Origin of the sequence: Streptomyces sp. CC0208, assembly GCF_003443735.1 — a bacterium.
Taxonomy (GTDB): Bacteria; Actinomycetota; Actinomycetes; order Streptomycetales; family Streptomycetaceae; genus Streptomyces; species Streptomyces sviceus.
In genome coordinates, this window is the sequence record NZ_CP031969.1 from 1690805 (window position 1) to 1713479 (window position 22675).

The window sequence follows — 22675 nt, forward strand, 5'->3', positions numbered from 1 at the left end:
AAACCAAGCAACACAGGAAACCGGAGAGGCAGCAGCGCATGGAGTTCCGGCAGTCGAGCAAGCTCAGCGAGGTCTGTTACGAGATCCGCGGCCCGGTGATCGAGCACGCCGACGCACTGGAGGAGGCGGGCCACAGCGTGCTGCGCCTCAACACCGGCAACCCCGCGCTGTTCGGCTTCGAGGCGCCGGAGGAGATCCTCCAGGACATGATCCGGATGCTCCCGCAGGCCCACGGCTACACCGACTCGCGCGGCATCCTCTCCGCCCGCAGGGCCGTGGCGGGGCGCTACCAGACCCTGGGCCTGGAGGTCGGCGTGGACGACGTCTTCCTCGGCAACGGCATCTCCGAACTGATCTCGATGGCCGTACAGGCGCTCGTCGAGGACGGCGACGAAATCCTCATCCCCGCCCCCGACTTCCCCCTCTGGACGGCGGTCACCACGCTCGCCGGCGGCAAGGCGGTCCACTACCTCTGCGACGAACAGGCCGACTGGTACCCGGACCTGGACGACATGGCCTCGAAGATCACCGACCGCACCAAGGCCGTCGTCATCATCAACCCGAACAACCCCACCGGCGCGGTCTACCCCAAGGAGATCATCGAGGGCATCCTCGACCTCGCCCGCCGGCACGGCCTGATGGTCTTCGCCGACGAGATCTACGACCAGATCCTGTACGACGACGCCGTGCACCACTCGGTCGCCGCCCTCGCCCCCGACCTGGTCGTCCTGACCTTCTGCGGCCTGTCGAAGACGTACCGGGTGGCGGGCTTCCGCTCGGGCTGGCTGGTGGTCACCGGCCCCAAGCAGCACGCGAAGAGCTACCTGGAGGGCCTGACCATGCTGGCCTCCATGCGGCTGTGCGCCAACGCCCCCGCCCAGTACGCCATCCAGGCCGCGCTCGGCGGCCGCCAGTCCATCCACGAGCTGACCGCACCCGGCGGCCGACTGTACGAACAGCGCACCGTGGCCTGGGAGAAGCTCAACGAGATCCCCGGCGTCTCGTGTGTGAAGCCGAAGGGCTCGCTGTACGCCTTCCCGCGACTGGACCCCAAGGTCCACAAGATCCACGACGACGAGAAGTTCGTCCTGGACCTGCTGCTGCGGGAGAAGATCCAGGTCGTCCAGGGCACCGGCTTCAACTGGCCGACCCCGGACCACTTCCGCGTCCTGACGCTGCCTCACGCACAGGACCTGGAGGCGGCCATCGGGCGGATCGGGCGGTTCCTGAGCGGGTACCGGCAGTAGCTGGTGGTGTGGATGGGATTCACGGTCGGTGAGAGCGGGGATGCCATAGAGTGCGGCCACTGATCCCGGGGGCCGGGGGGATCGGGGGATGGGGGAACCCCAGATGTTCTTGTCACGTCGGCGTGCGTCCGGCACGCCCTCGGCTTTACGCGGCCGTCTCACGCTGCTGACCCTGCTCGTGGTCCTCGCGGGCAGCCCGTGGGTGCAGCGGCCGCTCTCGGACTACTACGCCAGGAAGTTCTACATAGAGCTGTCCGACAACAAGATCCTGCGCTGGCTCGTGGAGGCCGCGTTCCTGCCCCGCTGGGAGGTGTCCGCCGACCGGTACGGCGGCACGTCCTCGCTGGTCGTCAACGATCTCGCCGTCCTGGTCCTGCTCGCGGCGCTCGCGTTCTTCGCCCGGCGGCTGTGGGCCGGCGGGGCGTCGGGCCGGCTTCGCTGCCTCGTCGCGGGTGTGCTGGCCTCGGCGCTGGCCAACCTGTCCTGGTGGGGCATGCACGAGGCCTTCGCCGACGACGTGCCACTCGCACCGGCCGACGTCCTGGTGAAGGAACTGCTGCGCGGCGCCCTCCTCTTCGGCCTCGCGGTCGGCATCCTGCTCGCACTCCTGGCCACCGGTCTGCCGAGCACAGTCAAGGGCGCCGTGACGGCGCCGCTGCGTCGCTGGAGAGAGGGAGGGCCCGGCATGACGACCGCGCCGGTCCACATGCCGGTCGGGAGCGCACCGGGTGATGTCACCCGGTATCTGTGCGCCGCGGCCTACGTGGACGAGGGATTCGCCGAACGCGTGGTGGAGGACGTCCTGGCCGACGAGGCGGGCGCGGTGGCGTCCTCGCCCGACGTCGACCTGGTGACGGTCGTACGGCACTGTCTGACCGCGCAGGAGATGAGGCACCGCAGGGATCAGCGGCTGACGGGCGCGTTCGCCCTCGTGGCCGTGTTCGCGCCGCTGTGGCTGCTGTTCGTCTCGCTGTTCCTGTCGATCACCCGCCAGGCGGGCGGTCGGCCCAGCCTCGCCACCCGCGGCCGGCACCAGCCCGCGGGCAGGGTGCTGGTGGGCACGGCTGTCGCGGCGGGCATCGCGGTGCTGTTCGCGTTCTCCTTCGGGATCGCCCTGTCCTCGCTGCCCACCCCCGCGTTCGTGAGCTGGCTGCTGGGCTCCTACCTGGGCGGGGTGCCGGCCGCGCTGGCGTCCGTCACGGCGATGGCGCTCGCGTACGCGACGGTCGTAGGCCATGATCTCGCCGTCGACCTGCTGCTGCGCACGACCATGACCCGCGAGGCGTTCTCCCGGCAGCCGCGCCCGACCGTGCCGCCGCGCAAGTGGATGGCCGCGCGACTGGCGGCCATCCGGGAGGCGCAGGACGGGAACGTCACGGTGTACAGCGGGTACACGCCCTTCCTCGGCTATTCGGCGGCCGCCTCGCAGTGGTCGATCGCCGTTCCGCTGCTGCCCGCCGACGGTCCCGTGGGCGGGGTCTCGCGTTCCGCCGGGCCGGAGCCCTTCACCGTCACCGAACTCGTCGACCACGTACGCGCGCGGTTGCGGGCCACGGCCGTGGCCGGCGTGGCCGACGCGGCGGCGGACGGTGAGGCGGCCCTCGGGTCCCTCGCCGTGGCGGACCGGGTCTTCGCGAGCGGTACGGCCCTCGGCGACGACGAGCGGTTCATCAGGGCGACGAGCCTCGCCCCGGTCTCGCGGCTGTCCGCCGACCAGGTCCAGCGGATCATGGAGCGTCCGACCGGTGCGGTGCGGCACTGTCTGGCGATTCATCTGCCGCTGTGGGGCGGGGACGTGGTGCCGACCGTGTTCCTGCACTTCTCGACCGAGGGCAGAACGCTCCATCTGCACTGCAGCAACCACGTGCTCGGTCCGGTGAGAGCCGAGTTCCATGTCGTGGACCGGCTGCGCGGACCCCTCTCCCCCGAGGCGCGGCGGGGGCTGCTGCTGGACGCCGTCCCCGGCACCGGCAAGGCCTTCTTCGCCGCCCCGTTCCGGGCGCTGCGGCAGGCCCGCTTCGAGGTACGGCACAACAGACGCATGATGGACGAGCTGAGGGCCCTGCAGCAGGACCCGGTCTACGACTTCGGCGCCCGGCTCAGCATCCGGGAGCTGGCGGTGAGCCCGAACTACCAGAACTACTTCCAGGTCGTGGACGCCGCACGGATCACGGCCCTGGTGGAGCGTCACACCCTCGCCGCGATCCGCGTGTTCCTCGAGACGCACGGCTATGACATCACCGACTTCCGCGCCCAGCAGCAGACCATCCTCAACCAGGGGCTCATCCAGCAGGGCGGCATGAGCATCATCGGCAACCAGGCGATCGGCACGGGCGCGATCGCGACCCAGCAGGTCCCGCAGCAGTCCGGGGCGGCGGCGCCCGTCGCCGGTTCCGGTTCCGGTTCCGGTTCCGGCAAGTAGGAGGTCCCCATGACGGGCAACGACGACGGCCGGCAGGACCCTCCGGTCAACAACGGCGTCATGATCAGCGGCGGCACCCACTACGTCGGCAACCAGGCCGTGGGGCACGGCGCCCAGGCGTTCTCCGGCTCGGTCTCCTTCCAGCCGCAGGACGCCGAGCGCACGGCCGAACTCCTCGCGTACGTCGAGCGGTTGCTGGAGGAGCACCGGGCGGCGCTCGCCGATCCCGACGCCACCACCAGGGAGCTGCGCCGCCTCCGCGAGGAACTCGAAGAGCCCGAACCCCAGCGGACAGTCCTGCGACGGGCCCTCGACCGCCTCAACGAGTTCGTACAGCCGGTGACCCCACTCGTCGTCGCGGTGGGGCAACTCGCGCAGTCGGTGCAGGGGTTGCCAGGAGTGTGAGGGCGGGGGCGGCGGGCTGATCGGCCGGCCTGCCCGGTCTGGCAGGACGGGTCGATCCGGGCGGCCAGGTGTGTTGACCACGAGCGTTGTCAACAGTGGGCGCCTGGCGCGTGATCAGGCATGGGACGCTGCACCGTCCGCCGCCAGGCGCGTGAGCCACTCACGCAGCAGGCGCTGCTCGGCGTCGCTCAGGACATCGGCACCGTCGGGGAGGGCGGCGCGCAGTGCGCGGGCCGCCGCGGAGGGACCGGACTCCGAGGCGGGGACCGTCGGCTCGGCGCGAGTGACCGCCGCGACCATGGACTCACGCAGGACGGTCAACAGCGCCGGATTGCGGCGGTCCGCAGGGGTGGAGTTCCAGGTGATGACCGCGCCCTGGCCGGTTGCCTGGATGATCTGGGTGGCCAACTCCTCGTCGACCCGCAACCACCCGCCGGCCGCCAGTCGACGCACCCGCCCGTGGAGGATCTCCAAGCCCGCGCGGTGCGCTGCGCCCGATCCCCGGCCGACGGCCCGGTTCATCACCGCGAACAACTCGGGGCGGGAGATCCCGAACTCGACCACCATGTCCCAGCCGCGGCGCAGCTCCTCCACCGGGTCCTGCGGGGCGGGGTCGAGCTGCGCGCGTTTTCTCTCCAGGAACTGCGCGTAGCCGTGCTCGGCGACGGCCTCGAGAAGCCCCTCCTTGTCGCCGAAGAGGCGGTAGATCGCCGGCGGCTGCATTCCGGCCGCGGCCGCGACCGCGCGAGTGCTCACCGCGTCGGGGCCGCCGTTCTCCAGCAGCTCGACGGCGGCCTCGACGATGCGGCGCCGGGGGCTGTCGGTTGAGTCGCGCGTAGCCATGAACCGATGATACCGAGAATTTGATTCCACCGGAATTTCCAGTGTTACCGTTGCCGTGATTCCATCGGAAACAGTGAACGGAGAACTCAGTGATCATCGTTACCGGAGCCGCCGGAAAGCTCGGACGCCGCACCGTCGAGCGCCTCCTGGAGCGCGTCCCCGCCGACCGCGTCGGCGTCAGCGTCCGCGACCCCCGCAAGGCCCAGGACCTCGCCGACCGCGGCGTCCGGGTCCGGCAGGGCAGCTTCGACGACCCCACCTCGCTCGCACACTCCTTCGAGGGCGCCGAGCAACTGCTCCTCGTCTCCCTCGACCGCATAGGCCAGGAATGTGTCAGCGGCCACCGCGCCGCCATCGACGCCGCCGTGCGGGCCGGCGTCGGCCGCATCCTCTACACCAGCCAGATGGGCGCCTCCCACGACTCCCGCTTCCAGGCATGCCGGGACCACGCCCGGACCGAGGACCTGCTGCACGCCACCGGACTGCCCTGGACCGCGCTGCGCAACGGCTTCTACGCCTCCAGCGCCCTGCAGTTCCTGGAGCCCACCCGTCACACCGGCGACATCGCCCTCCCGGCCGACGGCCCCGTCGCCTGGACCGGGCACGACGACCTCGCCGAGGCCACTGCGGTGATCCTCGCCGAGGAGGCCCGCTTCGAGGGGCCCACCCCGCCACTCACAGGCCCGGCGGCGCTCGACTTCGACGCCATCGCCGAGATCGCGTCCAAGACCACCGGACGGCCCTTCACTCGCATCGTCGTCCCCGACGACCTCTTCCGAGAGCAGGTCCTGGCGCACGGTGCCCCGGCCCAGATCGGCGACCTGATGCTGAGCATCTTCGCCGCGGCGCGGAACGGCGAATTCACCGCTGTCGACTCGACGCTGGCCAAGCTGATCGGGCGAGAGCCCGCCACCTTCCGTAGCCAGTTGGAGCGCGCCTGGGCCGAATAGAGGTTCCCCAAGGCACCCGGCACGCACCCCCGAGCCCCCAGCCCAGTGAGACGGTCCTGGCCGGCAAGGAGGCCCGTGGTCGGACTGCCCGGTCCGGCCTGCAGGGTCCGGGGGTGTGTGGCACCGTGCTGGGAGGAAGGGTGGGCGGTGGCATGGGTGATCTCTTTCTGGTCCGGCACGGGGAGACCGAGTGGTCGCGGTCCGGGCGGCACACCGGCTCGACGGACGTGCCGCTGACCGAGCGCGGCCGGGAGGAGGCGCGCCGCCTCGTGCCGCTGATCCGCTCCCACCGCATCGGCGCCGCCTTCGTCAGCCCCCTCCAGCGGGCCCGGGAGACCGCGGAACTCATCGGGCTGCACGAGCTGCAGGTCGACGTCGACCTGCGCGAGTGGGACTACGGCGGCTACGAGGGCGTCACGACCGTAGAGATCCAGCGGGAGCGTCCGGACTGGTTCCTGTTCACGGACGGCGTGGCACCCGGCCCGCCCGACCACCCCGGAGAGAGCCCGGAGCAGGTCGGCGAACGGGCCGACCGCGTGCTGGCCAAGGTGGACGCGGCGCACGCGAACACCGAGGGATGCGTGGTGCTGGTGGCGCACGGTCACTTCCTGCGCGTGCTCACCGCCCGTCGGCTCGGGCTGCCCGCGTCGGCCGGGGCGCTGTTCCAGCTGGCCACGGGATCGCTGTGCCGACTGGGGACCGAGCACGGACGGCCGGTGATCGCCGGGTGGAATGTCAGACCCCCGTCGTAGCCTTCGAAGCGGAGGGGCTCGGTGATCCGTACGGCCCGTCGTACGGCCCCTCCCGAGGAAGGAGCACGCCGTGCCGCGACCGCCCACCGCCGCGCAGCGGCGTGTCATCGACGCCGCCGATCCGGTCACCGGGCGGATCAAGGGCACCGAGGCCCAGCTGGAGGCGCTGGTGAAGCGCGGGCTGGCCTTCCGGCATCCGAGGCCGCCGCACGACCACTTCCTGACCCCGGCCGGGCACCGCGTACGGGAGACGGTCGAGGAGGAGCCCGAGCCGACCGCCGCCCCAGCCACCGGTGGTGTGTTCGCCGCGCACATCGGCGGCACGCAGGAGGCCGCCGACACCGGTCCGGCCCGGACGCGTGAGGTGCACAGCGCCTGGCAGGGGCTGCTGGAGCTGCGCCGGATGACCAACCCCGACGGAGCCACGGACCGGCCCTGCGGCTGGGAGCGCGCCCATCTGGTGCAGGCGGCCGCGCTGGCGCTGGAGGCGGCCGGGCACGCGCCGGAAGCGGGGGGCTCGCCCGGCTACCGGGTGCGCGCGACTCCGCAGCCCGAGGCCGTGGCCGTGCACGCGCCGGACGGCGAGACGCTGCGGGCCTGCGCGATCACCCTGGAGAAGGCCGGCTGGCAGGTCGGCGAGTACACACAGCCGCGGACCAGGGCCCGGTACCTGCTGGCCTCGCCGCGCCGGGTGTAGGGGGCACATGCCAGGATCGGGCCCAGCAACTGCCATGGCATGAGAGGGGATTGACGTGAGTGAGCCGTTTTCCGTGCCGGTGACCGTCCGCGGGTACGAGACGGACGTACAGGGCCACCTCAACCAGAGCGTGTACCTCAACTACGCGGAGCACGCCCGCTGGTCGCTGCTCGATGCCGCCGGGATCACCCAGGCCGCGCTGATCGGCAGCGGGGTGGGCCCGGTGGCGCTGGAGACCACCATCCGTTACCTGCGGGAGCTGCTGGCGGGTGATGAGGTGGACGTGACCTGCGGATTCGAGTGGGGCGAGGGCAAGACGTTCCGCATACAGCAGACGATCCGCAAGAAAGACGGCACAGTCGCCGCCGAGATCACCGCGGTCGGCGGACTGATGGACCTCAAGGCGCGGCGCCTGGTCGCGAACCCCGGCGAGGTGCTCAAGGGCTTGGCCACGGACCCGGGCCTGCTGTAGCTCAGGCCGGCTCCGGTTCCCGTTCGGCGTCGTACTTCGCCCGCGCCTCGGCGATGTAGACCCTGTTGCGCTCGGCCCAGTCGGTCAGGCGCTGCAGGGTGTCGTGCAACTCGCGGGCGACCGGGGTGAGTTCGTATTCGACCTTGGGCGGCACCGTCGGATGCACGGTGCGGGTGACAAGGCCGTCGCGCTCCAGGTTGCGCAGGGTCAGGGTCAGCATGCGGCGGCTGATCCCCTCGATGCTGCGCTCCAACTCGGTGAAGCGGATGGGTCCGTGGGCGGCGGCGACGAGGATCTGCACGCTCCATTTGCCGGAGACCCTGTCAAGAACTTCCCGCACGGGGCACGCGTGCGCGTTCACGACCTGGACGGTTACACCGGTGTTCCTCTGGGACATCGAACTGCCTCCTTACGGCGCTCCCCATGGTCACTGACGATGTTCCCCGTTACAAGTCGTGCACCAAGGCCAGTCGTCGGAACCCACGGAGAACGCGGAGGCCACGCCGCCATGACAGCCGTCGTCGAAACCCCCACGCCAGCGCTGCGACGAACGTACTCCCGCTGGACGGCCCTGGTCGTCCTGTGCGCGGGAACGCTCATGACAATCCTGGACGGCAACATCGTCACCGTCGCCATGCCGGCCATCCAGAGTGACCTCGGGTTCTCGGGACCGGGCCTCGCGTGGGTGGTCAACGCCTATCTGATCCCGTTCGGCGGGCTGCTGTTGCTGGTGGGCCGGCTCGGCGACCTGGTCGGCCGCAAGCGGATGTTCGCGGCGGGGCTGGCCGTGTTCACGGCGGCGTCCGTGCTGTGCGGGGTGGCCACGAGCCAGGGCGCACTGATCGCGGCGCGTGCGCTTCAGGGCGTGGGCGGTGCGATGACCGCGGCGGTGGTGCTCGGCATGCTGGTCGCGCTGTTCCCCGAGCCGCGTGCACAGGCCCGCGCGATCGCGGTGTTCAGCGCGGTGGGTGCGGCGGGCGGAGCGCTGGGCACGTTCCTCGGCGGGGCGCTGACGCAGGCACTGAACTGGCACTGGATCTTCCTGATCAACCTGCCGATCGGGATCGTCGCCCTGCTGGCGGCGATCCGGGTGCTCGACGCGGAGGACGGCGAGGGTCTGGGCCGGGGCGCGGACTATCCCGGAGCCGCGTTGGTGACCGGGGCGCTGATGCTGACGGTGTACGTGATCGTCGGATCCGGCGACCACGCGGTGACCACGACCCTCCTGCTGGCCCTGCTCGCGCTCGCCCTGTTCACGGCGTTCACCGTCCGGCAGGCCCGTGCCGTCCGTCCCCTGCTGCGGCTGCGGCTGTTCGGCTCCCGGCTGCTGTCCGGCGCGAACGCCGTCCAGATCCTGATGATCGCCACGATGTACGGCTTCCAGTTCCTCGGGGCGCTGTATGTCCAACGCGTCCTGGGGTTCGGCGAGTTGCTCACCGGCACGGCTTTTCTGCCGGCGCCGATCGTCATCGGGGTGCTGATGCTCGGGCTGTCGGCACGGACCATCGGGCGCTTCGGCCCGTACCGGGTGCTGCTGGCCGGGCTCGTCCTCATCGTCGCCGGAATGGCCCTGCTGAGCCGTGCGCCGGCCGAGGGCTCGTACGCCGCGGACGTCCTTCCGCCACTGCTGTTGCTGTCGGTCGGCTTCGCCGCGGCCATGCCCGCGCTGACCGGTCTTGCCATGTCGGGTGCCCGGGAGGAGGACGCGGGGCTGGCGTCCGGATTGTTCAACACCACGCAGGTGGTGGGGGGTTCGCTGGGGCTGGCGGTGCTGTCGGTGCTGGCGGCCAGTCGTACGGATGGGTTGCTGGCGGGCGGGGCCGAGGTGATCTCGGCGACGGCTGAGGGGTATCAGGCGGCATTCCGGGTGGGGACGGGGATCGCGCTCGGGGCACTCGCACTGGCCGCGGTGGTGCTGCGGTCGCGGGTGGGGGCGGAGAGGTGAGGGCCTACGGATGTGCCACGCCGTGCCGTCCGGCGGCCGCGGGCACGTCGTGGCCGCCGCCCGGCAGCCAGGATCCAGCCTCAGCCCCTCCCCGCCGACCCTCGATCGGGACCCGGCCTCAGCCCCCGAACGCCTCCCTGTGGTCCCGTACCCACTCCTGGTACGTCCGTGGCGGACGAACCAGCACCTCCTCCACGTCCCCGGTGACCACCGCGTTGCCGCCCTCGGCCACGAAGCGGACGCTCCGCAGCACCCCCTCCGCGGCCTCCTCGCTCCAGCCCGAGGCCACCAGGTGTTCGCGGGTCTGCGGCGGGGTCAGTCCACGAAGCTCCACACGCCTGCCGAGCACCTCGCCCAAAGTCGCCGCCTGGTCCTGGGGGCTGAGCGTCTCGGGGCCGGTCAGGGTGTACGTCCGCCCCACGTGCCCCGGACCGACCAGCGCCGCGACCGCGATCTCGGCGACATCCCGCGGGTCCACGACCCCCTGCCGGCCCGAACCCAGCATGTTCGGCACCGGCTCACCCGAGCGGAGCGCCTGCGCCCAGCTCAACGTGTTCGAGGCGAAGGCGGACGGGCGCAGGATCACCCATTCCAGCCCACTTTCCCGGACCGCCTCCTCGCCGTGTCCGTGCGCGATGCCGCCCAGGCCCGTCCTGGGATCGCCCGCCATGATCGCCGAAAGCTTCACGATGCGCCGGACCCCCGCCGCTCGCGCCGCCTCGACCATCCCGCGGTCGCTGTCCCGGTCCTCCGGGCCGAAGACGCCCACGAGGAAGGCGCAGTCGACGCCCGCCATGGCCGCCGCCACGGAACCGACGTCACGGTGATGTCCGCGCGCCGCCTCCACGCCGGGCGGCAACTCGGCCTTCTCCGGGTCCCGCGTGAGCGCGCGCACCTTCTCTCCACGCGCCACGAGCTGTCGTACGACCTCACCGCCGATGGTGCCGGTGGCACCCGTAACAAGGATCATGACCACCACCGTGAGGCCCGCGGGGCACCGGACGATAGGAAATTCCGGCACGTTTCGCGCGCCCGAACCCCCCGGTCCCCCGCTTACGGTGGACGCGTGACCAACTCCGTTTCCGGGTGGGCTCCGCGCACTCCCGACGAGCTGCGTCCGTGGATCGCGGGGATCAAGGCCCTGGCCGTCGAGGAGGCGGATCCGCGGAAGCCGTTCGTGCAGCTGCCCGACCCCACGACCAAGGTGATCGTCCGAAGTGAGGGGCGGGGCCGGCCCACCCTGCTGGTCTCCGGGCCCCGGGTCCGGGCCGCGTACCACGCGGGCAAGCGGCAGGTGTCCTGCACGGAGGTGCGGCTGGCGCCGGGAGCCGTCCGGCCGCTGCTCGGCGTCCCGGCCGTCGACCTCGTCGGGAGAATCGTCCCGCTGGGCGCACTGCCGGGCCAGGCCGCGCGGCAACTGGCGTACGAACTCGGGCGGCTGGAGCCCGAAGAGGTGGTCGCCCGGCTCGCGGACGTCCTCCCGGGCCTGCTGCCCACCGCGGTCGGCGGGACACGGACCGAGCTGCTGCGGGCCGCCGTCGCCGCGCTGTCCGTCCGCTCGGGGCACATACCCGGCCACGTCAGGGAAGTTGCCCGTGAACTCGCCGTCAGTGAGCGCCAGTTGCGCAACCTGTTCAGCGAGGGTGTCGGCCTCTCGCCCAAGCACTACGCCCGCATCGACCGCGTCCGCGCCGTGCTCGCCCATGCCACCGAGCTGGCCTCGGCCGAACTGGCCGCCGTCACCGGCTACTACGACCAGTCCCACATGACGTCCGACTTCCGCACCCTGATGGGCGTCCCGCCGCGCTCCTACTTCACGGGCCGGCTTCCCGCTCCCCGCGCCTGCCAGGTGATCGACAGCCAGTGACGTGATTTCTTGGAGACGACGTGGCCTTCCCGTCCGGAGCAGCCGCCCGCCGCACCCTGCTCGCCGCCCTCGGAGCCGGAGTGCTGAGCTCGCGGCGGCCGTCCACCGAGGCCGGGGACCCGACCGGGCTCGACGACCCGGTCAAGAAGGACCTCGCGATGCGGCTGGTGTCCAGCGCGGAGAACTCCTCGCTGGACTGGCAGGCGCAGTACACGTACATCGAGGACATCGGGGACGGCCGCGGCTACACCGCCGGCATCATCGGCTTCTGCTCCGGTACGAGCGACATGCTGGCGCTGGTCGAGCTCTACACGGAACGGGTCCCCGCCAATCCCCTGGCCCCGTATCTGCCCGCCCTGCGCGCGGTGGACGGCACCGACTCGCACGACGGGCTGGACCCGGGCTTCCCGGCGGCCTGGCGGACCGCGGCGAAGACCTCCGCGTTCCGCACGGCACAGCGGGACGAGCGGGACCGCGGCTACTTCGACCCGGCGGTCGCGCGCGCCAAGAAGGACGGCCTCGGCACGCTCGGCCAGTTCGTCTACTACGACGCGATGGTCATGCACGGGCCCGGCGCCGACGCCCTGAGCTTCGGCGGCATCCGCGGCCGGGCCCGGCAGGGTGCGGACACCCCGGCGGACGGCGGTGACCAGACCGCCTACCTGCACGCCTTCCTGGACGCCCGGGTGTGGGCGATGCGCCAGGAGGCGGCGCACCATGACGTGAGCCGGGTCGAGACCGCCCAGCGGGTCTTCCTGGAACAGGGCAATCTCGACCTGGACACACCACTCAACTGGAAGGTGTACGGGGACAGTTACGAGATCGGCTGAGCGGAGACGGCCTCCATGGGGTGGGTGACGTCCTGGGCGTCCCCGCCCCGGCCGAGGTGGTTGAAGACCAGGTTCAGTGCCACCGCCGCCACGCACCCCGTGGAGATCCCCGAGTCCAGGACGATCTTCGCGGTCTCGGGGAAGGCGTGGTAGAACTCCGGCGCGGTGATCGGGATCATGCCGACGGCCAGCGACACGGCGACGATCAGGACGTTGTTGTCCTTGTCCAGGCCCGCCTTGACGAGGGTCTGGATGCCGCTGGCGGCCACCGAGCCGAACAGGACGACTCCGGCGCCGCCGAGCACCGGGCGCGGGACGACGGCGATGAGCGAGGCGGCCATCGGGCACAGGCCCATCAGCACCAGGAAGGCACCGCCGGTGGCGACGACGTAGCGGCTGCGGATCCTCGTCATCGCGACCAGGCCGATGTTCTGGGCGAAGGCGCTGCACATGAAGCCGTTGAAGAGGGGGCTGATCGCCGAGCCGAGGGTGTCGGCGCGCAGCCCCGCGGCGATGGTCTTCTCGTCGGCCGGGCGCTCGACGATCTCGCCCAACGCCAGCATGTCCGCGGTCGACTCGGTCATCGAGACCACCATCACCACGCACAGCGAGAGGATCGCGGCGAGCTGGAACCGCGGGGCACCGAAGTGGAAGGGGGTCGGGAAGCCGACGACGGCCGCGTCGGTGACGGGTCCGAAGTCCGTGGCGCCGAAGGGGATCGCGAGGAGCGTGCCGGCCACCAGGCCGATGAGCACGGCGACTTGCTTGACGAAGCCTCGGGTGAACCGCCGCAGGAGAAGCACGATGCCGAGCGTCGCCGCCGCCAGGCCCAGGTTGGTCGTCGAACCGTAGTCCCGCGCCGCGGGGTCGGGGCCCTGGGCCCAGCCGAAGGCGACCGGCAGGAGCGAGACGCCTATCAGGGTGATGACGGTCCCCGTGACGACCGGTGGGAAGAAGCGGATCGCCTTGCTGAAGAAGGGGGCGGCCAGGAAGCCGAGGAGTCCGGCGACGATCACCGCGCCGAAGATGACCGGCAGGGCGTCGGACTTGTCGTCGGTGGAGGCGACGACCGCGGTCATGGGGGCGACGCCGGCGAAGGTGACGCCGTTGACGAAGGGCAGCCGGGCGCCGATCTTCCAGATCCCGAGGGTCTGCAGGAAGGTGGCGAGGCCCGCGGTGAACAGGCAGGCGCCGGTGAGGAAGGTGAGGTCGGTGGCGGAGAGGCCGATGGCCGCGCCGACGATCAGGGGCGGGGCGACGACTCCGGCGTACATGGCGGCCACGTGCTGGAGGCCGGTGGTCGCCATCTTGAGAGCGGGGAGCTTTTCGTCGACGGGGTGGACTGACACTGCGGCTCGCCTCCGGGCGGTTACACGGCTGCTAAAACGCGGTGCCGTGGGTTTCATGGAGGTGGTGCGAGTGGTCGTGCGGGACCGGGAACGGAGACCGTTCCGGGGCGCGTGCGTCCAACACGCGCCCCGGGCACGGCCGCCGTGGAGCCCGGAACCGGGGTCCACGGCTGCCGGCCGGGAGCCGTCCCTCCCGACCGGAGTTCTTGGGCGAAGTGGTCAGCCCCGCGTGGTCAGCCCTGCGCGGCGATGCGCGCGAGGCGCTGGGCCTGATCCCTCGTGGAGCGCGCGATGGCGTCCTCGTCGACGTGCAACAGGCGTCCGTTCTCGACGATCTGACGGCCGTTCACGAACGAGGCCGTCACCGGGGCCGCCGCACCGAGGACCAGCGCGGTCACCGGGTCGGCGATCGAGGCGTGGGCGAGCGTGTCGAGCTTCCACAGCACCAGGTCGGCGAGCTTGCCCGCCTCCAGGGAGCCGGTCTCGGCCGCGCGGCCGAGGACCTGGGCGCCGCCATAGGTGCCGAGGCGCAGGGCCTGGCGGGCGTTCAGGGCGGCCTCGCGGTGGGCGCCGAGGCGGTTGATGAGCAGGGCGTTGCGCAGCTCGGTGTGGAGTTCGCCGGACTCGTTGGACGCCGTGCCGTCGACGCCGAGGCCGACCGGGACACCGGCCGCGAGCATGTCCGGGACCCGCGCGATCCCCGCGGCCAGGCGGGCGTTGGAGGACGGACAGTGGGCCACGCCCGTCTTCGTACGGGCGAACGCGGCGATGTCGGAGTCGTTCATGTGGACGCAGTGCGCCATCCACACGTCCTCGCCGAGCCAGCCGGTGGACTCGAAGTAGTCGGTGGGGCCCATGCCGAACAGTTCCTTGCAGAACTGCTCCTCCTCGACGGTCTCCGAGCCGTGGGTGTGCAGCCGCACGCCGAGGCTGCGGGCCAACTCGGCTCCCTGGCGCAGGAGTTCGGTAGAGACGGAGAAGGGCGAGCAGGGCGCGACGGCGACCTGGGTCATCGCGTCGAAGGAGGAGTCGTGGTGCTCCTTGACGGTCGCCTCGGTCGCGGCGAGGGCGCCCTCCAGGGTCTCCACGGCGAAGTCCGGGGGCAGGCCGCCGTCCTTCTCGCTGCGGTCCATGGAGCCGCGGGCGAGGGTGAAGCGGACGCCCGTCTCGCGGGCGGCGCGGATGATGGCGCCGGACAGGTCGCCGGAGCCGGCGGGGAAGACGTAGTGGTGGTCCATGGCGGTGGTGACGCCACCGCGGGCCATCATCGCCAGCGAGCCCTGGGCTGCCGCGTAGACCATCTGCTCGTCGATACGCGCCCAGGTCGGGTAGAGCGCGACGAGCCAGTTGAAGAGGTTGTGGTCGGTGGCGAGACCGCGGGTGATCCACTGGTAGTAGTGGTGGTGGGTGTTGACCAGGCCGGGGGTGACCAGGTGGCCGGTGGCGTCGATACGGCGGTCGACGTTCTCCAGGCCCTCGGGGGCCTTGCCCGCGCCGAGCGACTCGATGCGGTTGCCGGCGAGGACGACGTACCCGTTCGGGTACTCGGTGTCGTGCGCGTCCACGGTCGCGATCGAACAGTTCTCGATGACGATGCGCCGGTCTGCTGCCATGGTTCGTCCTTTGCGCTGAGGTGGAGAGGGCACGGCAGGACCCCGGGAGTTTGAGTGCCGCGGCCGGAGGGCCTTTCAGGTCCTTGCCCGGCCGCGGGTGCCGCGATGGAGTTGCTAGAGGTTCGTGAGGTCCACCGGGATCCTCGGCTCGACGCCGTCCCGCAGGACGGTCGCCTCGATCAGGCCGTAGGGCCGGTCGGCGGCGAAGTACACCTCGTTGTCGTTCTTGAGGCCGAAGGGCTCCAGGTCGACCAGGAAGTGGTGCTTGTTGGGCAGCGAGAAGCGCACCTCGTCGATCTCGGTGCGGTTCTCGATGATCCGGGAGCCCATGGCGTAGAGGGTCTGCTGGAGGGAGAGGGAGTACGTGTCCGCGAAGGCTCCCAGCATGTGCTTCTTGACCTGGCGGTACGACTCCTCCCAGTCCGGCGCCTCCTGGGCGTCGTCGGTCCAGTTGAAGCGCCAGCGGCTGGACACCTCCGTCGCCAGGATCCGGTCGTAGGCCTCCGGGAGCGTCGTGTACTTGTCCTTGACGTAACCCCAGAACTCGGAGTTGGTCGAGTTCATCACGGTCAGGTCCTTGAGCCCGGAGACCACCTCCCACGACGAGCCGTCGTAGGTGATCTGCGTCAGACGGGTCTCCTGGCCCTGGCGGACGAAGGAGTGCGCGTCCTCCCCCGGCGTCTCGATCCGCTCCCAGGAGTACTCCTCGACGCGGATGCGGGCGGTCCTGATCGGCTCCTGCGAGGTCACGAAGTGCCGGGCGAGGTGGATGCCGAACTGCTCGGAGGACTCGATGCCGTGCTCCTTGGCGAACGCGTACACCGTGTTCTTGGTGGTGTCGGTCGGCAGGACGTTGGCGTTGGAGCCGGAGTAGTGGACCTCTTCCATGTCGCCGGAGAGCGCCACGGAGACGTTCAGGTCCTTGATGTGGTGGGTGGCGCCGTCCCGCGTGATCTTGACGACTCGGTTCTCGGACTTGCCGTACTGGTTCTGTCCCAGGATGGGCATAGCTAGCTCCCTCGGTAAACGGAGTAGCCGAACGGGTTGAGCAGCAGCGGTACGTGGTAGTGCTCGCCCGGTACGACGGCGAACGTGATCGCCACCTCCGGGAAGAACACACCGGCACCGCTGTCCCGATTCGCGGGGGCGTCCTGCTGCGCATCGGCTTGCTTCTTCAAGAAATACGGCTCCACGGCGAAGTCGAGCCGTACGTGGGTGGTCCCCTCCGGCAGCACCGGCAAGTCCTTGCACCGCCCGTCCGCGTCGGTCGCGGAACCCCCGAGCGCCTGCCATTCCCCCTCTTGCCCTTCATGGGCGGACCGTCCGGCGCGGGCCGCGATCTGGACGGGGACGCCCTCGGCGGGGCGGCCGAGGCTGGTGTCCAGGATGTGCGTGGACACCGAGGCGGTGGTGCTGGTGCTCATGCTGCTCAGTCCTCTTCGACGATACGGGCGAGCCGGATGCGGTTGATCTTGCCCAGCTCGGTGCGGACGATCTCGCGTTCCCGCTCCGGCGGGTTGCCGATCCGCTCCTTGACCGCGTCGCGCATCTGCTCGCCGGTGCGGCCGGTCGCGCAGATCAGGAAGACATGGCCGAACCGCTCCTGGTACGCCAGGTTCAGTTCGAGCATCTCGGCCCTCAGCTCCTCGGAGGCGCCGGCCATGCCGCGCTGCTCGCGGGCGGAGGCCGGGTCGCCCGGCTTGGGGCGGCCGATCGGCGGGTGGCCGGCCATGGCCTCGGCGAGGTCGTCGGGGGTCAGCTCGGCCATGACGGCGTCGCTGGTGGCGTAGAGGTCCTCCGCGGTCGCGTAGGGGCGGGCGGCGAGCAGACGCCGAGCCCACGCCGTCGAGGCGCACGCCTCAAGGAGGACCGCGTGGGCCGCGTGCTCCTCCAGGACGTTGAACCGGGCCAGGCCGGGGGACGTGGAAGTCGAAGTCACGGGAGTCAGCTAACGCCTCCACGCGACATCACGTCAACACTTTGTTGAAAATTCGGGGTTACGAAACCCGTCGGGCTCCGCTGGCTACGTTTTGTCCCGGTTCAGGTAGTTGTAGACCGTGAAGCGGCTCACCCCGAGGGCGCTCGCGACGGTCTCCACACCGTGCCGTACGGAGAAGGCGCCGCGCGCCTCCAGTATCCGTACGACCTCCTGCTTGGCCTTGCGGTCCAGGTCCGCGAGCGGTATGCCCCGTTTGCGCTCCATGGCGGCCAGGATGTGATCGAGGGAGTCCGCGAGCTGCGGCAGGCGTACGGCGACCACGTCGGCGCCCTCCCAGGCGAGCACGACGTCATCGGGGCCGGCCTCGTCCGGCGGGAGCAGCTCGCCGCCCATGGCGTCGACCAGCGGCTTGACCGCCGAGATGAACGGCTCGTCGGCGCTCACGCGTCGGCCTCCCCGACCACGTTGACCTGGAGGGAGATCCGGGTGGCGCCGGAGGCCAGGGTCCTGCGCAGCAGGGCGTCCACGGCGCCGAGCACCTCGTCGGCGCCACCTTCGGCCGTGTTGCCGAACGGGCCGACGTCCACCGCGTCCAGGTCGGCCGCCTCGATGACCTCTCGGGCCACGAGCGCGTGCGCCGGGGCCTCGTCGAGGTCGAAGGGCTCGGTCGTGAACTCCACTCTCAATCGCACGCGCACAACCTAACCCGCGGTGCCGTTTTCCGTCGGGCCCTCTTGACAACGCCGTCGACCCGACGGCAATCTTCCAATAGACAGAAACTAACTTCCGCATTACGGAATACAGCGCCTACGACACGGAAGGGAGCGCCGCGACCGATGGGATTCGCCGACCAGCGCTTCAACGTCAACCTGTCGATCCTCTTCACGGAACTCCCGCTCCTGGAACGCCCGGCGGCGGCCGCCGCGGCCGGCTTCACCGCGGTCGAGCTGTGGTGGCCCTGGATCGACACCCCGACCCCCGAGCGGTCCGAGCTCGACGCCCTGAAGAGGGCGATCGAGGACGCGGGCGTCCAGCTGACGGGCCTGAACTTCTACGCGGGCGAACTGCCGGGCCCCGACCGCGGCGCCCTGTCGATCCCCGGCGAGGAGTCGGAGCGGTTCCGCGCCAACATCGACGTGGCCGCCGACTTCGCCGGATCCCTCGGCGCGACGGCCCTCAACGCCCTGTACGGCAACCGCGTGGACGGCGTGGACCCGGCCGAGCAGGACGCGCTGGCGCTGGAGAACCTGGTCCTCGCGGCCCGCGCGGCCGACCGGATCGGCGCGATCCTCCTGATCGAGGCCCTCAACAAGCCCGAGTCACCGCTGTACCCGCTGGTCAGCGCACCCGCGGCGGTGGGGATCGTCGACAAGGTCAACAACGCGACCGGCCTCGGCAACGCGAGGTTCCTGATGGACCTCTACCACCTGTCCATGAACGGCGAGGACCTGCCGGCGGTGATCGAGGAGTATGCCTCGGTCACCGGCCACGTCCAGATCGCCGACAACCCGGGCCGCGGGGCACCGGGCACGGGCACGCTGCCCCTCGACGATCTCCTCGGCCGGCTGAAGAAGGCCGGCTACGACGGCTGGGTCGGCCTCGAGTACAAGCCGGGCGACCGCCCGAGCGCCGAGACCTTCGACTGGCTGTCCCGCTGACCCCCTTTCCTGAGAGGCACCCCACCATGAGCAACCTCGCGCATTCTTCCCACCCAGCCCGCCCGGCGATTGCCTGGATCGGCCTCGGCATCATGGGCTCCCCCATGTCCGAGAACCTGGTCAAGGCGGGTTACGACGTCACCGGCTTCACCCTCGAGCAGGACAAGCTGGACCGGCTGGCCGCCGCCGGTGGCACGGCCGCCGGTTCGATCGCCGAGGCCGTGCGGGACGCCGACGTGATCATCACGATGGTGCCCGCCTCTCCGCAGGTGGAGGCCATCGCGTACGGCCCCGAGGGCATCCTGGCCAACGCCCGCTCCGGCGCCCTGCTGATCGACATGTCCTCGATCACCCCGCAGACCTCGGTCGACCTGGCGAAGGCGGCCGAGGACAAGGGCATCCGTGTGCTGGACGCGCCCGTGTCCGGCGGTGAGGCCGGTGCGATCGAGGCCGTGCTGTCCATCATGGTCGGCGGTGAGCAGGCCGACTTCGACGAGGCCGAGCCGATCTTCGAGGCGCTCGGCAGGACCATCGTGCGGTGCGGTCCGCACGGTTCGGGCCAGACCGTGAAGGCCGCGAACCAGCTGATCGTCGCCGTGAACATCCAGGCGTGCGCCGAGGCCGTGGTCTTCCTGGAGAAGTCGGGCGTGGACCTGAAGGCCGCGCTGGACGTGCTGGGCGGCGGCCTCGCCGGTTCGACCGTGCTGACCCGCAAGAAGGACAACTTCCTTCAGCGCGACTTCACGCCGGGCTTCCGGATCGACCTGCACCACAAGGACATGGGCATCGTCACCGACGCCGCCCGCAACGTCGGCGCGGCCCTGCCCGTCGGTGCCGTGGTCGCCCAGCTGATCGCCAGTCTGCGCGCGCAGGGCGACGGGGGCCTGGACCACTCGGCGCTGCTGCGGGCGGTGGAGCGCCTGTCGGGCGCCCAGGTCTGACACCCCCCCAAGACTCCGGGCGGCGCCCTCGCTGACATCTGTCCTGTCGCGCCCAGGCGGTGGCGCCGCCCGGAACCACATCGGTACTGAGACTCCCCGAGCGCGCCCGACGCGCCGGGCGACCCGGATGAGGGGTGGTCGCCCGGTACGGGGTGCGGTCGGGGGAGGACCGCGGCGGCGTGCGAGCCAGTGCGGTGGTGAAGGTCCCGGGCCCTCCTTCTTCGACCTGAGGGAAGGAGCGCGTTCCCGGTTCCGTCGCGGCCGCCGCGGTCCCGGCAAGACCGGCAGGAACCCAGAGCGCCGGATACGGACGGTCCCGTATCCGGCGCTCCGCCGCGTTCCCGGGGTGCGGAGCGCCGTGGATCGCAGGACTCTGAAGGCATGGCAGGACATCCAGCACAGCATCCGCATGTCGTGGTGCACGCCCCGGCCCTGGACGGTTCCCGGCGGGTCACCGCGAACGACGACAACCTCGGCGTCGCCTCGCACCTGGACGACGTCGTGGAGTTGCTCCGGCTCGCCGACCTGGACCGGATCGAGGTCGAGGACGACGACATCGTGGAGTGGCGGGGCGGCGGTCCCGACGACTGGCCGGGACTGTCCGAGCACCACGAGCGGTGAGCGGGCGTACCGCAGCGGTCGTAGGCCGGCTACGGAATCCTCAAATCAACCTCTGAACCTGATTCAGGGGCTTCTGCCGGACCCGTTCCGGGCGCATTCTCATCACACGAGGTTCGCCGGCACGGGGGCGGCGGGCATCGCGACGGGGGACGGCTTCGGGGGAGCCGGGCACGGGAAAGGGCGGTCCGACCTTCACGGTGGGACCGCCCTTCAGCTGTGCGCGGGGTCAGACCTTCAGCGGCCTGGTCGACGTCGGCGCGTGGCCCGGCTCCGTCGCGATCTCCTCGAACTCGACCACGTTGCCGATGTCGTTCGTCGTCGACATCGAGATGTTGGTGACCCGCTCCAGGATGGCCTCGACGACGACCGGGACCTGGAACTCGGCGGCGAGCTTCTTCGCCTGCTCCAGGGCCGCGCCCAGCTCCGCCGGGTCGGTCACCCGGATCGCCTTGCAGCCGAGGCCCTCGGCGACCTTGACGTGGTCGACGCCGTAGACGCCCAGTTCCGGGGAGTTGATGTTCTCGAACTCCAGGTTGACCTGGAAGTCGATGTCGAAGGCGCGCTGGGCCTGGCGGATCAGGCCCAGGTAGGAGTTGTTCACGAGGACGTGGACGTACGGGATCCGGTGCTGGGCCCCGACGGCCAGCTCCTCGATCATGAACTGGAAGTCGTAGTCGCCGGAGAGGGCCACGACCTGTGCCTCCGGGTCGGCCTTGGCCACGCCCAGCGCGGCAGGGATCGTCCAGCCGAGGGGGCCCGCCTGGCCGCAGTTGATCCAGTGGCGGGGCCTGAAGACGTGCAGCATCTGGGCGCCGGCGATCTGGGAGAGGCCGATCGTGGAGACGTACCGCGTCTCCGGGCCGAAGGCCTTGTTCATCTCCTCGTAGACACGCTGGGGCTTGATCGGGATGTCGTCGAAGTGCGTACGGCGCTGGAGGGTCGCCTTCTTCTCCTGCGCGGAGGCCGCCCACGCCGAGCGGTCGGGGAGTCGGCCCGCGGCCTTCAACTCCCTTGCCACCTCGACGAACAGCTCCAGGGCCGCCTTGGCGTCGGAGGCGATGCCGTAGTCCGGCGCGAAGATCCTGCCGATCTGGGTCGGTTCGATGTCGACGTGGACGAACTTCCGGCCCGCCGTGTAGACGTCCAGCTTGCCGGTGTGGCGGTTGGCCCAGCGGTTGCCGATGCCGAGGACGAAGTCGGACTCCAGGAAGGTCGCGTTGCCGTAGCGGTGCGAGGTCTGCAGGCCCACCATGCCGGCGTTCAGCTCGTGGTCGTCGGGCAGGACGCCCCAGCCCATGAGGGTCGGGACGACCGGAATGCCCGTCAACTCGGCGAACTCGACGAGGAGTTCGGCGGCGTCGGCGTTGATGACACCGCCGCCGGCGACGATCAGCGGGCGCTCCGACTCGTTGAGGAGAGCGAGCGCCTTCTCGATCTGCGCGCGGCTCGCGACCGGCTTGTAGACCGGGAGGGGCTGGTACGTGTCCGGGTCGAACTCGATCTCGGTGAGCTGGACGTCGATCGGCAGGTCGACGAGGACCGGCCCCGGGCGGCCGGAGCGCATGAGGTGGAAGGCCTGCTGGAAGACGCCGGGGACCTGGGCCGCCTCCAGGACGGTGACCGCCATCTTCGTCACCGGCCCCGCGATGGAGGCGATGTCGACGGCCTGGAAGTCCTCCTTGTGGATCACGGCGGTCGGGGCCTGGCCCGTGATGCACAGGATCGGGATCGAGTCGCCGGTCGCGGAGTACAAGCCGGTGATCATGTCGGTGCCGGCGGGTCCTGAGGTCCCGATGCAGACACCGATGTTGCCGGGGTGGGTCCTCGTGTACCCCTCGGCCATGTGGGACGCGCCCTCGACATGGCGGGCGAGGGTGTGGTGGATGCCCCCGGAGGCCTTGAGCGCGGCATAGAAGGGGTTGATCGCCGCGCCGGGAACACCGAACGCGTCCGTGACGCCTTCGCGCTTGAGGATCTCAACTGCCGCGCGGGCAGCGGTCATTCGAGCCATCGAGTACTCCTGTCGGATGCGTACTCCCGTCGCGCCCCGCCGTGAGTACTTCCGTAATACGGAATAAGTTTTCTACTATCTGGAAGCAATGTAGGTGGGTGGGTGAAGACCGT

The 22675-nt window shown here is 70.7% G+C and carries 24 protein-coding genes; 13 read left to right on the forward strand and 11 right to left on the reverse strand.

What is annotated here, in order from left to right; genetic code table 11:
- Nucleotides 1-38: 38 nt before the first annotated feature.
- From D1369_RS07720 to D1369_RS07730, 3 genes are all read left to right on the forward strand, one after another.
- Nucleotides 39-1247, forward strand: a complete 1209-nt coding sequence (locus tag D1369_RS07720; RefSeq protein WP_007385717.1) for a pyridoxal phosphate-dependent aminotransferase — start codon at nt 39-41, stop codon at nt 1245-1247.
- Between the two features lie 103 nt (nt 1248-1350).
- Nucleotides 1351-3669: a hypothetical protein gene (locus D1369_RS07725; protein WP_050789785.1), complete on the forward strand. Its 2319-nt coding sequence runs from the start codon at nt 1351-1353 to the stop codon at nt 3667-3669.
- Between the two features lie 9 nt (nt 3670-3678).
- Nucleotides 3679-4074, forward strand: coding sequence for a hypothetical protein (locus tag D1369_RS07730; protein WP_007385715.1), 396 nt, complete (start codon nt 3679-3681; stop codon nt 4072-4074).
- Between the two features lie 114 nt (nt 4075-4188).
- On the opposite strand, the gene D1369_RS07735 is transcribed toward D1369_RS07730, so the two are convergent.
- Nucleotides 4189-4917 (reverse strand): TetR/AcrR family transcriptional regulator, encoded by a 729-nt coding sequence (locus tag D1369_RS07735; protein WP_037901881.1) that lies wholly within the window; start codon nt 4915-4917, stop codon nt 4189-4191.
- Between the two features lie 89 nt (nt 4918-5006).
- On the opposite strand from D1369_RS07735, the gene D1369_RS07740 reads away from it, so the two are divergent.
- The 4 genes from D1369_RS07740 to D1369_RS07755 all read left to right on the forward strand — a co-directional run bounded on the left by D1369_RS07740 (nt 5007) and on the right by D1369_RS07755 (nt 7788).
- A complete protein-coding gene (locus tag D1369_RS07740; RefSeq protein WP_007385713.1) occupies nt 5007-5867 on the forward strand; it encodes an SDR family oxidoreductase in 861 nt (286 codons plus the stop codon).
- Nucleotides 5868-6019: 152 nt separating this feature from the next.
- Nucleotides 6020-6619, forward strand: coding sequence for a histidine phosphatase family protein (locus D1369_RS07745; RefSeq protein ID WP_007385712.1), 600 nt, complete (start codon nt 6020-6022; stop codon nt 6617-6619).
- A 70-nt stretch (nt 6620-6689) separates the two neighbouring features.
- The gene (locus D1369_RS07750; RefSeq protein ID WP_007385711.1) at nt 6690-7316 is read left to right on the forward strand and encodes a hypothetical protein; all 627 of its coding nucleotides are present in this window, start codon (nt 6690-6692) and stop codon (nt 7314-7316) included.
- Between the two features lie 55 nt (nt 7317-7371).
- Nucleotides 7372-7788, forward strand: coding sequence for an acyl-CoA thioesterase (locus D1369_RS07755; protein WP_007385710.1), 417 nt, complete (start codon nt 7372-7374; stop codon nt 7786-7788).
- Between the two features lies 1 nt (nt 7789).
- Here D1369_RS07755 and D1369_RS07760 read toward each other — a convergent pair whose 3' ends face one another.
- Complete coding sequence (locus tag D1369_RS07760) at nt 7790-8185, reverse strand: helix-turn-helix domain-containing protein (protein ID WP_007385709.1); 396 nt, start codon at nt 8183-8185, stop codon at nt 7790-7792.
- Nucleotides 8186-8296: 111 nt separating this feature from the next.
- Here D1369_RS07760 and D1369_RS07765 point away from each other — a divergent pair, with 111 nt between their 5' ends.
- Nucleotides 8297-9733, forward strand: a complete 1437-nt coding sequence (locus tag D1369_RS07765; protein ID WP_037901878.1) for an MFS transporter — start codon at nt 8297-8299, stop codon at nt 9731-9733.
- 118 nt (nt 9734-9851) lie between these two features.
- On the opposite strand, the gene D1369_RS07770 is transcribed toward D1369_RS07765, so the two are convergent.
- Nucleotides 9852-10712 carry an SDR family oxidoreductase gene (locus tag D1369_RS07770; protein WP_007385707.1) on the reverse strand — a complete coding sequence of 287 codons (861 nt, stop codon included), beginning with the start codon at nt 10710-10712 and terminating at the stop codon, nt 9852-9854.
- An 87-nt stretch (nt 10713-10799) separates the two neighbouring features.
- On the opposite strand from D1369_RS07770, the gene D1369_RS07775 reads away from it, so the two are divergent.
- Both D1369_RS07775 and D1369_RS07780 read left to right on the forward strand, forming a co-directional pair.
- Nucleotides 10800-11600: an AraC family transcriptional regulator gene (locus D1369_RS07775; RefSeq protein ID WP_007385706.1), complete on the forward strand. Its 801-nt coding sequence runs from the start codon at nt 10800-10802 to the stop codon at nt 11598-11600.
- Between the two features lie 20 nt (nt 11601-11620).
- Nucleotides 11621-12430: a chitosanase gene (locus D1369_RS07780; RefSeq protein ID WP_007385705.1), complete on the forward strand. Its 810-nt coding sequence runs from the start codon at nt 11621-11623 to the stop codon at nt 12428-12430.
- Here D1369_RS07780 and D1369_RS07785 read toward each other — a convergent pair.
- From D1369_RS07785 to D1369_RS07815, 7 genes are all read right to left on the reverse strand, one after another.
- A complete protein-coding gene (locus D1369_RS07785) occupies nt 12415-13779 on the reverse strand; it encodes a nucleobase:cation symporter-2 family protein (RefSeq protein ID WP_037901876.1) in 1365 nt (454 codons plus the stop codon). The two genes, D1369_RS07780 and D1369_RS07785, sit on opposite strands and share 16 nt — an antisense overlap.
- A gap of 233 nt (nt 13780-14012) precedes the next feature.
- Nucleotides 14013-15392, reverse strand: a complete 1380-nt coding sequence (locus D1369_RS07790) for an 8-oxoguanine deaminase (protein ID WP_007385703.1) — start codon at nt 15390-15392, stop codon at nt 14013-14015.
- Nucleotides 15393-15506: 114 nt separating this feature from the next.
- On the reverse strand, nt 15507-16400 hold the full coding sequence (gene pucL, locus D1369_RS07795) for a factor-independent urate hydroxylase (RefSeq protein WP_007385702.1): 894 nt from the start codon (nt 16398-16400) through the stop codon (nt 15507-15509).
- A 2-nt stretch (nt 16401-16402) separates the two neighbouring features.
- Complete coding sequence (gene uraH, locus D1369_RS07800; RefSeq protein WP_007385701.1) at nt 16403-16816, reverse strand: hydroxyisourate hydrolase; 414 nt, start codon at nt 16814-16816, stop codon at nt 16403-16405.
- 5 nt (nt 16817-16821) lie between these two features.
- On the reverse strand, nt 16822-17331 hold the full coding sequence (uraD, locus tag D1369_RS07805; protein ID WP_037901875.1) for a 2-oxo-4-hydroxy-4-carboxy-5-ureidoimidazoline decarboxylase: 510 nt from the start codon (nt 17329-17331) through the stop codon (nt 16822-16824).
- Nucleotides 17332-17415: 84 nt separating this feature from the next.
- The gene (locus D1369_RS07810) at nt 17416-17724 is read right to left on the reverse strand and encodes a helix-turn-helix domain-containing protein (RefSeq protein ID WP_086023284.1); all 309 of its coding nucleotides are present in this window, start codon (nt 17722-17724) and stop codon (nt 17416-17418) included.
- Nucleotides 17725-17771: 47 nt separating this feature from the next.
- Nucleotides 17772-18023, reverse strand: coding sequence for a hypothetical protein (locus D1369_RS07815; protein WP_007385698.1), 252 nt, complete (start codon nt 18021-18023; stop codon nt 17772-17774).
- A 144-nt stretch (nt 18024-18167) separates the two neighbouring features.
- Between D1369_RS07815 and D1369_RS07820 the strand changes: the two genes are divergently transcribed.
- The 3 genes from D1369_RS07820 (at nt 18168) to D1369_RS07830 (ending at nt 20551) form a co-directional block, all read left to right on the forward strand.
- Complete coding sequence (locus tag D1369_RS07820; protein WP_007385697.1) at nt 18168-18989, forward strand: TIM barrel protein; 822 nt, start codon at nt 18168-18170, stop codon at nt 18987-18989.
- A 26-nt stretch (nt 18990-19015) separates the two neighbouring features.
- Complete coding sequence (locus D1369_RS07825; RefSeq protein WP_007385696.1) at nt 19016-19930, forward strand: 2-hydroxy-3-oxopropionate reductase; 915 nt, start codon at nt 19016-19018, stop codon at nt 19928-19930.
- Between the two features lie 381 nt (nt 19931-20311).
- Nucleotides 20312-20551 (forward strand): hypothetical protein, encoded by a 240-nt coding sequence (locus D1369_RS07830; RefSeq protein WP_007385695.1) that lies wholly within the window; start codon nt 20312-20314, stop codon nt 20549-20551.
- Nucleotides 20552-20777: 226 nt separating this feature from the next.
- Here the strand turns inward: D1369_RS07830 and gcl are convergent, their stop codons facing one another.
- Nucleotides 20778-22562, reverse strand: coding sequence for a glyoxylate carboligase (gcl, locus tag D1369_RS07835; RefSeq protein WP_007385694.1), 1785 nt, complete (start codon nt 22560-22562; stop codon nt 20778-20780).
- Between the last annotated feature and the right edge of the window lie 113 nt (nt 22563-22675).